Raw genomic sequence first — 18,414 nt, 5'->3', positions numbered from 1 at the left:
TTAAAGAAGTAGGATGATAGTTATTTCTAAATTAATATAGAATAATAAAAAATTAAATTTATAAAAACAAAAAACAGAAAATTCACTAAAAATATAGACTTAAGTTTTGTTCAATATAAAAAGTGAAATCAGGAGGAGTTACTTTATATGGAACATAAAAGTGTATTATACAGTACTAATAATTTAAATGACATGTCTGTAGAAGGTAATTGTAAACAGGATGTAACAGACAAAATATCAAGCACAGATTATTCGTGGAAAGTAGATTATGGTTATGTGAAAAACACTGAAGAATTGCTTCTTTCAACTACATTAAGTAATTCTGTTAAACTGCTAAGTGAACAGAAAAAAGTGACGTTGTTAACAACAATACTTGCAAGCTTACATATATTATTTTTATGTAATAATTCTGAAGAAGATGTTGAAATAGAAATGATGTTAGACAGTAATCAACAGGGATATAAGGAAAATGGGGAAATTACTGATAGTACAATAATCAATACAAAAGTATCAAAAATAATGAAATTTCATGATTTTCTTCAGAAAATAAATTTTGAAATTTGTGAATATTTTTCTGGTCATAATTATCAAAAAAATAATAAGAAATTAAATGGTGAATTTGATTTTTTATTGGGAACTCGTTTTATAGTTAAAGTAAATGATTCAATGTATGTTTCTAATTCTAAAATCTTAGGATTAGAGAATAATAATGGTCAATTCGATTTTCAAATAAAAATTTCTGAAAATACAAATAGATTAAAAGTTTCTTTGGAGTATGATAAAAATCAAGTTAATTCACAAAAAAACAGTGGTATATTGGAGAGCTTTAATGCTTTATTAAGTAATATTGTTTTAAACTCAGATCAATGTTTAGGTGAGTTTTCCTTATTAACAAATTACGAACAACAAATGTTGCTGGAGTGGAATAAGACAGAAACAGAATATCCAAAAGATAAATGTGTACATCAATTATTCCAGGGACAAGTAGAATTGTATCCGGATACAATTGCCGTAACCTATGAAGATAAGCATATATCGTACAGTGAACTGAATTATAAGGCAAATCAATTGGCTCATTATTTAAAAAGATTTGGCGTAGGTCCAGATGTATTAGTTGGAATTCATATGGAACGCTCTGTAGATATGATAATTGGGTTACTAGGAATTTTAAAAGCTGGCGGAGCGTATGTTCCTCTAGATACGACATATCCAAAAGAGCGATTGGCGTTTATGTTAGAAGACTCGAAGGTGCCAATTTTACTCACACAAGAGCGATTAGTAGAAGGGCTTCCTGAACATAATAGTAAGATAGTTTCTATAGATACAGATTGGATAAATATATCCAAAGAAAGTATTAGAAACTTAGATGTTAATACTACTCCAGAAAATTTAGCTTATATTATCTATACTTCAGGATCTACAGGTAGACCAAAAGGGGTATGTGTTCCTCATAAAGCAATTAATCGATTAGTTTGTAATACAAACTATGTAACTTTCCAATATTCCGACAAAGTGGCTCAAGCTTCAAATACTTCTTTTGACGCGGCAACTTTTGAAATTTGGGGTGCCCTGTTAAATGGAGCTGGTATGGTTATTATTTCTAAAGATGTATTACTAGCCCCTAGAGAATTCGCAACAATTATAAAAAAATGCGAAATTAATATAATGTTTTTAACAACTGCATTGTTTAATCAATTTTCTAGGGAATTACCATCAATTTTCAATTCAATGACAGTTTTATTTGGAGGAGAAGCTGTAGATTCAAAGTCTGTTAGAGAAGTAATAAAAAAGGGAAAGCCTAAGCGGTTATTACATGTGTATGGACCAACTGAGAGTACTACGTTTACAACTTGGTATTTAGTTGAAAATGTTCCTGAGGATGCAACAAACATACCGATTGGACGTCCAATTGCTAACACAGAAATATATGTATTGAATCAAAACCTTCAGCCTCTGTCAATAGGAGTTCCTGGTGAACTGTATATTGGAGGAGAGGGAGTAGCACGTGGATATTTAAATCAACCAGAGTTAACAGAAGAAAAGTTTATTCTTAATCCTTTTGTTTCAGATTCGAAAGCCCGTTTGTATAAGACTGGGGACTTAGTTCGCTATTTACCAGATGGAAATATTGAATTTTTAGGTCGAATAGATAATCAAGTGAAAATTAGGGGATTCCGAATTGAATTAGGTGAAATAGAGACGATAATTGGACAACATCCAGCTATTCTAAAAACGGTTGTATTGGCTCAGGAGCAGGAACAGGAACAGGAATCTAATAATAAATCTCTTGTGGCATATGTAGTTCAAAATCCTCATTATGAAAGTGGGGAAGAGGGAAAAGAATTACAAGGGGAGCAAACTGAACAATGGGAAATGATTTTTGATAATTTTTATACTCAATCTCCTAGAACATCTGATCCAACATTTAATATAATCGGTTGGAATAGTAGTTATACTGGAGAACCAATTCCCGAGGGTGAAATGCAGTATTGGCTAAAAACGACGGTCGAAAGAATTCTTGACTTAAAACCACAAGTTGCATTAGAAATTGGCTGTGGGACAGGAATGATATTGAATCGAATTGCCCCTAAATGTAAGCATTATTATGGAACAGACATTTCAAATAAAGCATTAAATTATATTCAAAAGCAGATAATTGAACGTGGGAAATTATCTGCTAATGTTAAACTCCTTCATCAATCAGCTGATAATTTTCAAGACTTGCATGATGGGGAATTTGATTCAATTATAATGAATTCTGTAATTCAATATTTTCCTAGTATAGAGTATTTAGTTCGTGTTTTAGAAGAATCTGTGAAACTAATTGATTCTAAAGGATCGATTTTTTTAGGTGATATAAGAAGTTTACCATTAGTAGAAGCGTTTCATACAAAAGTGGAAATGCATCATTCCAAAACAAATGTAACAATAGAACAGTTTAAGAAAAATGTAGAAAATCGAATTAAGCAAGATAATGAATTAGTAATTGATCCAGAATTTTTCTACGCATTGCAAAGGCATATACCAGAAATTAATGATGTAGTTATACTTCCTAAGATGGGAGAGTTTGCTAACGAATTAACAAGTTTTCGATACGATGTAGTTTTAAAGATAGGTACAGAACCTGTATTGAAAACCAATTATCCTAGTTTAGATTGGAATAAGGATAATTTATCTTTACCTTTAATTCGTAAACAATTAGAAAACGAAGAAACTAGGATCCTAGAAGTTAATAATATAAAAGATGCTCGAGTGAATAAAGACATTCTATTAATTGATTTATTAAAAAATAATTTAGAAATTAAAACAGTAGCTGATTTGAGAACTTTATTGGAAAAAGAAAATGAGGATATTGGATTAAACCCAGAGGACTTTTGGAGAATGGCAGCAGAATTGTCTTATGATGTAGAAATAAAATTGAGTGAACCAGTAATTTCTGGACGTTTTAATATAATATTTAAGCGCCAGGGCTTAATAGAACCTTTAAATCAAGATCAGATAAGAACTAATAATATAAAGAGAGAGGTTAAATCTTGGAAAATATATTCAAATAATCCTCTTCAAAAAAAGTTTGTTAACACAGTAGTGCCAGAGATTAAAAGTTACTTAAAATCAAAATTACCAGATTATATGATTCCGACTTATTTTGTATTAATGGATAGGTTCTCACTGACACCTAATGGTAAAGTAGATCGAAGTAAGTTACCTATACCTTCTCGAGAACGGATAGATTCAGAATCTACAGATTATTGTATGCCGCGTAACCCGATTGAAGAATTAGTTGCAGGTATTTGGGCAGAGTTACTTAATGTAAATAAAATTGGGATTTATGAGAACTTTTTTGACTTAGGCGGACATTCTTTATTGGCTACACAAATTGTATCTAGGTTACGTAACATTTTACAGATAGAAGTACCTGTAAGAAGTATATTTGATGCCCCTTCAATTGCTGGACTTAGTGAAAAAATTTATGCACTTATGGGAGTAGAATATAAAAATCAGATTCCACAAACAACTATTAATGAAACAGAGATAAAAAGACCACTATCTTTTGCTCAACAACGATTATTATTTCTTGAGGAATTTACTTCTGGAAAATCATTATATAGTATTCCAGTAGCATTGCGTTTAAAAGGGCCTCTTAATGTTAAAGTATTACAGCAATCCTTAAATGAAATTACAAGAAGGCACCAAGCTCTTCGAACGGTCTTTGATAATATAAAAGGAGAGCAAGTACAAATTATTAAGCCACATCAGGGTTTTAATTTATCAATTAAAGATTTTACAGAATATCCAAAAGAGCAAAGGGATTTACTAGTTAAACAATTTATAAAGAGTGAAGTTATTCGACCTTTTGATTTAGTTCAGGGCCCACTTTTTAGAACTTATTTAATTTATGTAGATAAAACAGAGTATGTGTTGCTATTGAACATGCATCATATCATTTCTGATGGTTGGTCTATGGGAGTACTTGCAAAAGAATTATTTACCCTTTATGAAGCATTTTCTATAGGGGATGAATCGCCTTTACCTGATTTGCCAATTCAGTATGTGGACTATGCTGTTTGGCAAAGAGAATGGTTAAAAGAAGAGGTATTGGAGCATCAGCTTGCTTATTGGAAAAAGCAACTAAGTGGAGAACTTCCGATTTTAGATTTATCTACAAATCTTACGCGGCCGATAACCGCAACATTTAGAGGGAAAGTTGAAAAATTTATTTTATCTGAGAAACTAACCGAAGATCTTAAAAAATTAAGTAGACAAGAGGGAACTACTTTATTTATGACATTATTAGCGGCATTTAAAGCATTGATATATCGTTACACAAGTGAGGAGGATATATCAATAGGTGCACCTATAGCGAACCGTAACTGGGGAGAGATTGAAAAACTAATTGGATTTTTTGTTAATACATTAACCCTAAGAACAAAATTATCAGATGATTTAACGTTTATTGAACTAATGAAACGAGTGCGTGAAGTTTCTTTAGATGCCTATGCGAATCAGGATGTACCTTTTGAAAAAGTAGTAGAAGAGTTGCAGCCAGAGAGAAATATAAATCAATCGCCATTATTTCAGGTAATGTTCCAACTTACTCCAGAGTATAATTTTAAATTATCAAATTTAACTGTAGATTCTCTAGAGGTTCACACAGAAACGGCAAAGTTTGATTTATATCTCCCGATGACAGAAGAAGGAAATCAATTAGTGGGTAGACTGGAGTACAATTCGGATGTATTTAGTTTAATACGTATTAAACAAATAATTAAACATTTCGAAATATTGTTAGAAGGAATAGTATGTAACCCTTCTCAAGCAATTAAGGATATACCTTTATTGAGTGAGCATGAAAATGATACTTTACTTAATTGGAATAATACTTTGACACCATATCCAAAAGAAAAATGTTTCCATGAATTATTTGAGGAACAAGTAGAGAAGACTCCAGATGCAATTGCCGTGTCTTTTGAAGAGGAAAAATTGACATATAGAGAGTTAAATAACCGTGCTAATCAGTTAGCTCATTATTTAAAGAAACAGGGGATTGGTCCTGAAGTTTTAGTTGGAATTTGTTTAGAGCGTTCTTGTGAGATGATTATTGGGATTTTAGGTATTCATAAAGTAGGTGGAGCGTATGTCCCAATTGATCCTACTTATCCGAAGGATCGGATTGCCTATATGCTTAAGGATTCTCAAGTGTCACTTTTATTAACGCAACAAAAGTTAATTCCCTTATTTTCTCAACTGAATGAAAATGTAATTTGTTTAGACAGACAGTGGGAAGAAATTTCACAAGAAAGTAAAAATAACTTTGTAAGTAGAGTAACATCTAATAATTTGGCATATGTTATTTATACTTCTGGCTCAACGGGAAGACCGAAAGGTGTCATGATACAACACTATAGTCTCACTAACTATCTTGTTTGGTGTATTAAAGAATATGACGTCACACATGGCGTAGGAACGATTGTTCATTCTTCTCTTAGCTTTGATTTAACCATCACAAGTATATTCCCATCATTATTAGTAGGGAAAGAGGTTATGTTAATACCAGAATCAGCTGATATTGAAGCATTTGGTGAAATTATTAAGGGGAGTAAGTCCTTGAGTTTGCTTAAAATAACACCAGCACATTTAAAACTTTTAAGTCAGCAACTTAAGCCAGAAGAGTTTGCTGGAAAGGCACATACAATTGTAATTGGTGGCGAGCCACTTTTTGAAGAGAATACTGCATTATGGAGAAAGTATGCACCTAACACCCGATTAATAAATGAGTATGGTCCAACAGAAACTGTAGTTGGATGTTCTACATACGAAGTTTCATCGGATACGTCTATAAGTGGACAAGTTCCAATAGGACGTCCTATATCTAATGCGCAAATTTATATATTAGATAAAAACCTACAACAAGTACCAGTTGGTGTAAAAGGTGAGATTTATATTGGAGGAGAAGGAGTAGCACGTGGATATTTGAATCAGCCTGAATTGACTACAGAAAAATTTATTATAGATTCTTTTAGTGGAAGACAAGGAGCAAGGTTATATAAAACAGGAGATTTAGGTCGTTATTTAGGAGATGGAAATATAGAATTTTTAGGCCGAATGGATGATCAAGTTAAGGTTAGAGGGTATCGAATAGAATTAGGAGAAATTGAGACATTATTGTCTCAACATCCTGTAGTAGATTCAACAGCGGTATTAATTCAAGAAGATAAAACGAAAGATAAACGTTTAGTGGCATATATAACATTTAAAGAAAATCAAGTGTTATCAAGTAATGAGCTGCGTGAATATTTAAGGGGATATTTACCGGAGTATATGATACCTTCTGTATTCGAAAAACTGGATACTATGCCACTCACTATAAATGGGAAAATAGATAGGAAACGCTTGCCGAAAGCAAGGGTGGAACGACCAGATTTAGAGGTGAATTATGTAAAACCAAGTAATGAAATAGAAGAAAAAATAGCAAGTGCTTGGAGTGAAGTACTTGAAATTGAAAAAATAGGTATATATGATAACTTCTTTGTATTAGGAGGTCATTCTTTATTGGCAATGCAGGTTACATCTAGGTTGCGTAATACACTGCAAGTAGAAATTCAATTAATGGACTTCTTTAAAGCACCTACAATCTTTGAAATGTCTGAAAAAATAAAAAGAATGAATAATAAAATTATTAAAAACAGCATTAAGCCAATTTCTCGAGAAACCTACCTTCAAAAACGACCTAATATTTAATTAAAAGAGGAGTGAAAAGATGAAACAAAATTCAACGGATTTCTACTTAGATAATGAAGTGAAGAAATTTGAAGAGGAGGAGGTATTTGTCTTCCCTTGTTCATATTCCCAGCAAAGACTATGGTTTATAGACAAATTTCAACCAGAGAGTAGTGTTTATAATTTACCAATCGCTCTTTATATGAAAGGTTATCTGAATGTTGAAGCTATTAATAAAAGTGTTAATGAGATTTTAAAACGTCATGAAATTTTACGTACTACTTTTAATGAGATTGATGGAAAGCCTGTTCAAATTGTTGATAAATATAAAGAAATAGTCATCCCAGTCGTAGATATGACTAAATATTCGAAATCTGAAAAAGAATTTCAAACTAATAAATGGCTTAAAGAAGAGGCTCACCGACCGTTTAACTTAAACCGAGGTCCACTTTTTAGAGTTAATTTATTAAAAAAATGTGAATCTGAATATGTACTAATGTTAAATATGCATCATATTATTTCAGATGGTTGGTCGATGGAAATTCTTGCGAAAAATATTGCCTCATTTTATAAAGAGTTTTGTAGTGGAGGAACGTGTTCTTTATCAGAATTATCAATTCAATATGCAGATTTTGCGGTATGGCAGAGAGAATGCTTACAAGGCGAGGTTTTAGAGAAGCAACTTTCATATTGGAAAAAGCAATTAGGTGGAGATTTACCGATACTTAATTTACCAACAGATCGACCAAGACCAGCTAAACAATCATTTAAGGGGGGAGTCGAAAAATTTAAACTTTCTAAAAGTCTTACCCAAGGAATAAAAAAATTAGGTCAGCAAGAGGGAAGTACTTTATATATGACTTTGCTTGCTGGATTTAAAACATTACTTTATCGTTATACTGGCCAATTAGATATCTTAGTAGGGACAGCTGTTAGTAATCGAAATGCGAGAGAACTTGAAGAATTAATTGGTTTCTTTGTTAATACTTTAATTATTCGTACAGATTTATCTGAGAATATGACGTTTAAGGATTTATTAGCCAAGGTGTGTAATTTATCAATTGAGGCTCATGCACATCAAGATCTTCCCTTCGAAAAAATAGTTCAGGAACTACAACCTGAGCGAAATATAAGTTATTCACCTGTAGCACAAACAATGTTTGTGCTACAAAATAACTCATACAATTCTATAGAATTACCGGAACTAATTGTTAATCCTGTAGAGATTCATACAGAAGTAGCAAAGTTTGATTTGACACTTTCTATGGAAGAGAATGTTGATGAATTGGTGGGAATATTTGAATATAGTATTGATTTATTTGATAAAATAACAATTCAAAATATGATTAGCAATTTTATTACATTATTAGAAGGGATTATAGAAAATCCAAATCAATGCTTGAGTGAGCTTCCTCTTTTAACAGATTACGAACAACAAATGTTGTTGGAGTGGAATAAGACAGAAACAGAATATCCAAAAGATAAATGTGTACATCAATTATTCCAGGGACAAGTAGAATTGTATCCGGATACAATTGCCGTAACCTATGAAGATAAGCATATATCGTACAGTGAACTGAATTATAAGGCAAATCAATTGGCTCATTATTTAAAAAGATTTGGCGTAGGTCCAGATGTATTAGTTGGAATTCATATGGAACGCTCTGTAGATATGATAATTGGGTTACTAGGAATTTTAAAAGCTGGCGGAGCGTATGTTCCTCTAGATACGACATATCCAAAAGAGCGATTGGCGTTTATGTTAGAAGACTCGAAGGTGCCAATTTTACTCACACAAGAGCGATTAGTAGAAGGGCTTCCTGAACATAATAGTAAGATAGTTTCTATAGATACAGATTGGATAAATATATCCAAAGAAAGTATTAGAAACTTAGATGTTAATACTACTCCAGAAAATTTAGCTTATATTATCTATACTTCAGGATCTACAGGTAGACCAAAAGGGGTATGTGTTCCTCATAAAGCAATTAATCGATTAGTTTGTAATACAAACTATGTAACTTTCCAATATTCCGACAAAGTGGCTCAAGCTTCAAATACTTCTTTTGACGCGGCAACTTTTGAAATTTGGGGTGCTCTATTAAATGGGGCTGAGTTGATAGGAATCACAAAAGATATCATACTTTCTCCAAGAAGTTTCGCGGAGGAGATTAAAAATCAAGGAATAAATATATTGTTTTTAACACCCGCTCTGTTTAATCAAATTGTGAGTGAGGTGCCAACGGCATTCCAGTCTATACAATATGTAGTATTGGGTGGTGATGTTATTGATCCAAAGGCGGTAAAGCAGGTATTTAAGTATGGCTCACCTGAAAATCTGTTGAATGGATATGGTCCTACAGAGAATACAACCTTCTCTACATGGTATTCAATACAAGAAACATTGGAAGAGGGAAAAACAATCCCTATTGGTCGACCTATTTCTAATACTCAAACATATATTTTGGATAATAAATTACAATTAGTTCCGATAGGAATTCCGGGAGAATTATATGTTGGAGGAGAGGGAGTAGCACGTGGATATTTAAATCAACCAGAGTTAACAGAAGAAAAGTTTATTCTTAATCCTTTTGTTTCAGGTTCGAAAGCCCGTTTGTATAAGACTGGGGACTTAGTTCGCTATTTACCAGATGGAAATATTGAATTTTTGGGCCGAATTGACAATCAAGTGAAAATCCGAGGTTTTCGAATCGAACTTTTTGAAATAGAAAGCGTATTAGGAGAACATCAAGCTGTTCAGGAAACAGTGGTTATGGCACGCATTGATAAGGAAACTAAAGATAAATATTTGGTAGGTTATGTAATTTTAAAACAGGAATATGAGTTATCTGTGTTTGAACTAAGGAATTATCTGAAAGAAAAATTACCTGAATATATGATTCCCACTGCATTTGTATTGATGGACTCTTTCCCATTGAATTCTAATGGGAAAGTCGACAAAAAGTTATTACCAGAGCCTGACCAAATAAACCTAGAATTAGAAGTAACATATGTTGGACCACGTAGTCCAATTGAAGAACTTTTAGTAGATATATGGAGTGGGATTTTAAAAATTGAGAAAATTGGTATTTATGATAACTTTTTCGATTTAGGAGGGCATTCTTTACTAGCGACACAAGTGACATCAAGAATACGTGATGTGTTACAAATAGAATTACCTCTTCGAACATTTTTTGAAAATCCAACTGTAGCGGGAATCCTGAATAATATAGAAAAAATGAAAAGAGATAGTTCATATTCTCAGAATTTACCTATCCAACCTGTAACGAGAGAGGAAAACTTACCTTTATCATTTGCGCAACAACGACTATGGTTTTTGGATCAGTTAGAGCCAGGAAATGTTTCTTATAATATTCCTGTAGCTATATTCTTTAAAGGAACATTAAATGTACAGGCATTAAATGAGAGTATAAATGAAATTATTCGTCGACATGAAATCCTTAGAACTGTATTTAAGGAGGTTGAAGGAAAGCCAGTTCAAGTGGTTACGCCATTTCAACAAAAGAATATTGAGGTCATTGATCTAACAAAATTAGTAAAAGAAAAAAAGGAATACCAAAAAAATGAATTGATAAAGAAAGAAGCCCATCGGGCGTTTGATTTAAATAAAGGCCCGTTAATCCGTGAATATCTAATAAAGCTGGATGAATTAGAACATATATTGATGTTAAATATGCATCATATTATTTCAGATGGCTGGTCAATGGATGTAATTATAAAAGAACTATCAACACTATATGAAGATTTTTGTTCTGGAGGACCTTCATCTTTATCAGAATTATCAATTCAATACGCAGACTTCGCGGTATGGCAACGTGATTGGTTACAGGCAGGGACTTTGGAAAAACAGCTTGCTTATTGGAAAGAGCAGCTAGGTGGGGAACTTCCCGTACTAAATTTACCGACCGATCGTCCTAGGACAGTAAAACAAACATATCAAGGATCAGTTGAACAGCTCGTCCTTTCGAAACAACTTACTCAAAAAGTAAGAAGTTTAAGCAAACAAGAAGGCACAACATTATTTATGACCTTACTAGCCGCATTTAAAACGCTGCTTTATCGATATACAGGACAAGAGGATATCATAATTGGTTCACCAATCGCAAACCGTAATAGAAGTGAAATTGAAGGTTTAGTAGGTTTTTTTGTCAATACATTACCTTTACGTACGAAGTTATCAGGAGATAAGACATTTAGAGAGGTTTTAAAGCTTATACGAGAGACTTCTTTAGAAGCTTACTCTCATCAGGATGTCCCATTCGAGAAATTAGTGGAAGAAATACATCCGGAGAGAGAGATGGGGTATTCACCTTTATTTAACGTAATGTTTGTTGTTCAAAATGATTCTACAAAAATAGTAAAGAGTTCGGATGTGAATTTAGTACCATTTGAAATTCAAACTGAAACAGCAAAGTTTGATATGACATTATGTGTACATGAAGACACGGAAGGGCTCATAGTAGAAATTGAATATAATACTAATTTATTTTTTGCAGACACGATAAAAAGAATGATAAATCACTTTAATAATTTGATACAAGCTTTTTTAGAAAATCCTAATCAATCAATTTCAACTCTATCAATATTAACGGAGAAGGAAAGATATCAATTATTAACTGAATGGAACAATACTGAAGTCACCTACCAAGATAATCATTGTTTACACCATTTATTTGAAGAACAGGTTATAAAGACACCTGAAAATATAGCGGTAGTTTATCAAGATAAAACGCTAACCTATGATGAATTGAATAAAAAAGCAAATCAACTAGCTCATTACTTAAAAATGAAGGGTGTAGGTCCAGACATTCCAGTAGGTGTACGTGTAGAACGGTCTTTAGACTTAGTAATTTCCATATTAGGGGTTCTAAAGGCAGGTGGAGCGTATGTACCTTTAGAAATCGATGCTCCATCTGCTCGAATAGCTCAAATATTAGAAGATTCGAAGTCAAAGGTATGTCTTACTCAGAGGCATTTGAATGATGTTTTTCCGAATGAAGTTATTGTAGTTTGTATTGATAAAGATTCAAAAGAAATAGAGGATTATCCAGAGTATTCACCTGAAACTAATGTTACGGCTGAACATTTAGTTTCAATTTATTACACATCAGGATCTACCGGTAAGCCAAAAGGAGTTGCAAATATTCATAGGGGATGGGTTAACCGTATGAATTGGATGCAACGTAGATATCAGTTGAAGGAAACCGAAACGGTTTTACAAAAAACTACTTTGACTTTTGATGATGCTGCAGTAGAGTTTTTCTGGCCTTTGATGGTGGGGGGAAGAATTGCAATGCTTGAACCAGAGCTTCATAAAGACCCTCAAGCCATTTTAAATGCAGCGGTTAATTATGAGGTAGCGGTATTACAATTTGTTCCTAGTATGTTAACGGCCTTTCTTGATAGTGTAGATCAAAAAAGTCAAATTAAATTAACTTCTCTTCGACATGTAATATCAAGTGGTGAAGCGCTTCATCCAGAAGTTGTAAAAATGTTTTTTGAACGAATTAGATGTAATTTGTACAATCAGTGGGGAGCTACAGAAGTTTCAATTGATTCTACTGCCCATGTATGTTCCCTTAGTGAAGCAAATCAAGAGGTTACTGTGCCTGTTGGTCGTCCGATTGACAATAATCAAGTTTATATATTAGACAAACATTTACAACCGGTTCCAATAGGTGTTGCGGGAGATTTATATTTAAGTGGAGTTGGATTGGCAAGAGGATACCTCAATGATCCTAAACGTACTAATGAAGCTTTTATTTCAAATCCATTTGTATCTAATACCCTTATGTATAAAACAGGAGATAAAGGATACTATCGATCAGATGGAGCTATCGTATTTTTAGGACGTTTAGATAATCAAGTGAAAATTAGAGGTATTCGTATAGAATTAGGTGAAATCGAAACTGTTCTTATGGAACATTTAGCAGTAAGAGAGGCAACAGTTATAGCAATTAGTAATAGTGTAGGTGAAAAACGCCTTGTGGCATATTTGGTTATAAAACAGGAGAATAGCCCTACTCGACAAGAATTAAGGAGTTTCTTGAAAGAAAAATTACCTGAATATATGCATCCTTCCGCATATGTATTTCTAGATTCATTCCCATTAACAACGAGTGGAAAAGTTGATCGTAAATATTTACCAGTTCCTGACCTAAGTAAAATAGAAACAGAACAAAAGTATGTGGCTCCTAGTAATGAAGAGGAAATTTTATTGGTAGATATCTGGAAACAAGTTCTTGGTATTGAGAAGATTGGCATACATGATAACTTTTTTGAACTTGGGGGACATTCTTTATTAGCTACACAAGTAATCTCTAAAATTCGTAAAATATTTGAAGTTAATATTCCGGTAAGAGCAATTTTTGAAAAACCTACCATATTAGAGTTAGGTAAGGAAATTGTAGAGTATATTATTCAAGAAATAGACCAATTAACTGAAGAAGAGACTAATAAGTTACTTAAATAATAAAAAAGGGGAATAGAAACATGGGAGATGGCATGGTAACAAATCAGATAAATCTTTCAGAAGCAAAACGAGCTTTGTTAAAAAAAAGATTACGTGGGAAAAAAATAAATAATGATCCAATTATTCCTAAGCGTGTACACCAGGAAGCTATTCCTTTATCTTTTGCTCAGAATCGATTATGGTTTTTTGATCAATTGGAAAAAGAGAGTGCATTGTATAATATTCCAATTACACTACATCTAACCGGTAATCTCGATATAAAAGTGTTGGAACAAAGTATAAATGAAATTATAAGAAGGCATGAGATACTTAGAACTACTTTTGATGAAGTAGAAAATAAACCTGTACAGGTGATTAACGGGTTTCAGAAAAGAAGTATTCCTTGTTCAGATTTAACAGAATATCGAGATGAAGTAAAGAAACTTCAAATGGATATTCTGATTAGAGAAGAGGCATGCAAACCCTTTAATTTAAAACAGGGCCCTCTATTTCGAGTTAATCTATTAAAGATAAACTCATATGAATACGTTTTAATGTTAAATATGCATCATATTATTTCAGACGGCTGGTCAACAGGCATATTTACGAAAGAGTTATCTATATTATATGAGGATTTCTCCAATCGGAGATCCTCATCTTTACCAGAATTGCCAATTCAATATGCAGATTTTGCAGTCTGGCAAAGAGAATGGTTACAAGGAGAGGTTCTGGAGAAGCAGCTTTCATATTGGAAAAAACAACTAAATGGAGATTTACCGATACTAAATTTACCAACGGATAGACCAAGGTCCGCTAAGCAAACATATAAAGGAGCATTTATAGATTTTGCACTTTCTAAAGACTTAGCTGAAAAAGTTAGAAACTTAAGTCAACAAGAAGGGGCAACTGAATTCATGACTCTGTTAGCAGTGTTTAAGACATTAATTTATCGTTATACGGGTCAAGAAGATATTTTAGTGGGGTCTCCAATTGCTAATCGAAATTATGAAGAAATTGAAAATTTAATTGGTTTTTTTGTTAATACACTTGTGATACGTACGCCTATAAATGGAAATATGAAATTTAGAGAACTGTTAGCTAACATACGTGAGGAGTCACTAGAAAGCTATAGTCATCAAGATTTTCCTTTTGAGAAGCTAGTTGAAGTTTTGCAGCCTAATCGAGATATGAGTACTTCACCAATATTTCAAGTTATGTTTGTGTTACAGAATGCTTCTATGAAGAATTTAGAAATGTCAGGAATAAAGATTGAACAACTTGAGATTCATAGTGGTACATCCAAATTTGATTTAACTTTATCTATGATAGAAGAAGAGACGATACTCTCGGGTTCAATAGAATATAATACAGAGCTCTTTAATCAAGATACAATTGAAAAAATGATTGAGCACTTTACTTTGTTATTAGAGGGGATTGTAGAAAATCCAAATCAATGTTTGAGTGAGCTTCCTCTTTTAACAGATCACGAACAACAAATGTTGTTGGAATGGAATGAGACAGAAACAGAATATCCAAAAGATAAATGTTTCCATGAATTATTTGAGAAACAAGTAGAGAAGACTCCAGATGCAATTGCGGTGGCTTTTGAAGAGGAAACAATATCATTTAGAGAGTTAAATAACCGTGCTAATCAATTGGCCCACTATCTTCAGCAATGTGGGATTGGGACTGAATCATTGGTTGGACTTTGCTTCGAGCGTTCAGTTGAGATGATTGTTGGTATTATAGGGATTTGGAAGGCTGGAGCAGCATATGTTCCATTGGACCCATCATATCCAGAAAGTCGCCTACGATATATTTTGGAGGACACTGGAATTCAAGTATTAGTTACGAACGAGTCATTAGAAGACTGGATACCTAAAGAAATCAAGATAGTTTGTCTAGATAGAGATCAAGCAACGATTTCACAAGAAAGCATTTTTTCACCAAAATGTGAAGTAACAGGAGAAAACTTAGCGTATGTTATTTATACTTCGGGATCGACAGGAAATCCAAAGGGTGTCTTGATACAGCATCATTCTGTAATAAACTTGTCGCATGGTTTACAAAAAGAGATTTTCGAATATGAGATACCATCTAACATGCATGTCGGTTTAAATGCGTCAGTCGCCTTTGATGCATCTATTCAGCAATTACAAATGCTGTTGTATGGTTCAAGTTTGTATATTATTCCAAATGAAGTTCGAAGTGATCCGGAACGGTTTGTAGCTTATATTCGGAAGAACAAATTAGAAATCTTTGATATAACACCTTCATTACTTCAATTACTTATAGATGTCGGATTATTAGAAACGTACGATGGCGTTCATGTTCCAAGTAAGGTATTGGTCGGCGGTGAAGCGATTATGCCGTCATTATGGGGACAGCTAATAGAGGCTGATAAAATTGATTTTTATAATGTATATGGCCCTACAGAATGTACCGTTGATGCAACATGCTATCATATTAAAAAAGATAGTAAGAGAGTAACAATTGGTCGTCCGTTGCCGAACGTTCAAACTTATGTATTGGATAGAAATCGGTTACCAGTTCCAGTTGGTGTGATGGGTGAACTTTATATCGGAGGAGCAGGCCTAGCGAGGGGATACTTGAATCGTCCAGAATTAACGTCCGAACGATTTATTTCCCATCCATTCAAAGAAGGCGAGAGGTTATATAGAACGGGAGATCTCGTGAGATATCTTCCTGACGGTAATATAGACTATCTAGAAAGAATGGATAATCAAGTGAAGGTTAGAGGGGTTCGAATTGAACTTGGGGAAATAGAAAGCGTATTAGGAGAACATCAAGCTGTTCAGGAAACAGTGGTTATGGCACGCATTGATAAGGAAACTAGGGATAAATATTTGGTAGGTTATGTAATTTTAAAACGGGAATATGAGTTATCTGTGTTTGAACTAAGGAATTATCTGAAAGAAAAATTACCTGCATATATGATTCCCACTGCATTTGTATTGATGGACTCTTTCCCATTGAATTCTAATGGGAAAGTCGACAAAAAGTTATTACCAGAGCCTGACCAAATAAACCTAGAATTAGAAGTAACATATGTTGGACCACGCAGTCCAATTGAAGAACTTTTAGTAGATATATGGAGTGGGATTTTAAAAATTGAGAAAATTGGTATTTATGATAACTTTTTCGACTTAGGGGGGCATTCATTATTAGCGACACAAGTGACATCAAGAATACGTGATGTGTTACAAATAGAATTACCTCTTCGAACATTTTTTGAAAATCCAACTGTAGCAGGAATCCTGAATAATATAGAAAAAATGAAAAGAGATAGTTCATATTCTCAGGATTTATCTATCCAACCTGTAACGAGAGAGGAAAACTTACCTTTATCATTTGCGCAACAACGACTATGGTTTTTAGATCAGTTAGAGCCAGGAAATGTTTCTTATAATATTCCTGCAGCTATATTCTTTAAAGGATCATTAAATGTACAGGCATTAAATGAGAGTATAAATGAAATTATTCGTCGACATGAAATCCTTAGAACTGTATTTAAGGAGGTTGAAGGCAAACCAGTTCAAGTGGTTACGCCATTTCAACAAAAAAATATTGAGGTCATTGATCTAACAAAATTAGTAAAAGAGAAAAAGGAATACCAAAAAAATGAATTGATAAAGAAAGAAACCCATCGGGCGTTTGATTTAAATAAAGGCCCGTTAATCCGTGAATGTCTAATAAAGATGGATGAATTAGAACATATATTGATGTTAAATATGCATCATATTATTTCAGATGGCTGGTCAATGGATGTAATTATAAAAGAACTATCAACACTATATGAAGATTTTTGTTCTGGAGGACCTTCATCTTTATCAGAATTATCAATTCAATACGCAGACTTCGCGGTATGGCAACGTGATTGGTTACAGGCAGGGACTTTGGAAAAACAGCTTGCTTATTGGAAAGAACAGCTAAGTGGGGAACTTCCCGTACTAAATTTACCGATCGATCGTCCTAGGACAGTAAAACAAACATATCAAGGGTCAGTTCAACAGCTCGTCCTTTCGAAACAACTTACTCAGAAAGTAAGAAGTTTAAGCAAACAGGAAGGCACAACATTATTTATGACCTTACTAGCCGCATTTAAAACGCTGCTTTATCGATATACAGGACAAGAGGATATCATAGTTGGTTCACCAATAGCAAACCGTAATAGAAGTGAAATTGAAGGTTTAGTAGGTTTTTTTGTCAATACATTACCTTTACGTACGAAGTTATCAGGAGATAAGACATTTAGAGAGGTTTTAAAGCTTATACGAGAAACTTCTTTAGAAGCTTACGCTCATCAGGATGTCCCATTCGAGAAATTAGTGGAAGAAATACATCCAGATCGAATGATAAATCGAAATTCAATGTTTGAAATAATAGTTAATTATAATAATTTTTCACATATAGAGCAAAATTCATGGAGAAATTCAGATTTAATACTAGGCTATCTTGAAGAGGAGAAGCCATTAGCTAAATTTCCAATTACACTTTACATAGGTGAAGAACAAGATAGAGTACGATTCGATTTAGTATATCAAGAGGATTTGTTTTCAGAAGAACTCATCAATATTATGTTAAAGCAACTGGAATATCTAATAAAACAATTTGTTGAAAATGCCGAAAAATCTATAATTAATTATTCACTTATAACATCACAATCGGAATCAATTCGTTCTGATATTACACAATGTTTACCA

3 pseudogenes are annotated in these 18,414 nt (G+C 33.2%); all 3 read left to right on the top strand.

Annotated features, from left to right (window positions below):
- Positions 1 to 1,032: 1,032 nt before the first annotated feature.
- A pseudogene (locus tag MHH59_RS29745) lies at positions 1,033 to 7,239 on the top strand (amino acid adenylation domain-containing protein); the annotation flags it as partial.
- 19 nt (positions 7,240 to 7,258) lie between these two features.
- Positions 7,259 to 13,324, top strand: a pseudogene (locus MHH59_RS29740) (amino acid adenylation domain-containing protein); the annotation flags it as partial.
- A 36-nt stretch (positions 13,325 to 13,360) separates the two neighbouring features.
- Positions 13,361 to 18,366, top strand: a pseudogene (locus MHH59_RS30955) (amino acid adenylation domain-containing protein); the annotation flags it as partial.
- Positions 18,367 to 18,414: the final 48 nt, after the last annotated feature.

Origin of the sequence: Bacillus sp. FSL E2-0195, from assembly GCF_038003645.1 — a bacterium.
In the GTDB taxonomy this organism is placed as follows: Bacteria; Bacillota; Bacilli; order Bacillales; family Bacillaceae_G; genus Bacillus_A; species Bacillus_A mycoides.
The sequence above is the reverse complement of the archived record's forward strand: the minus strand, read 5'-3'. Positions and strand labels throughout refer to the sequence as shown.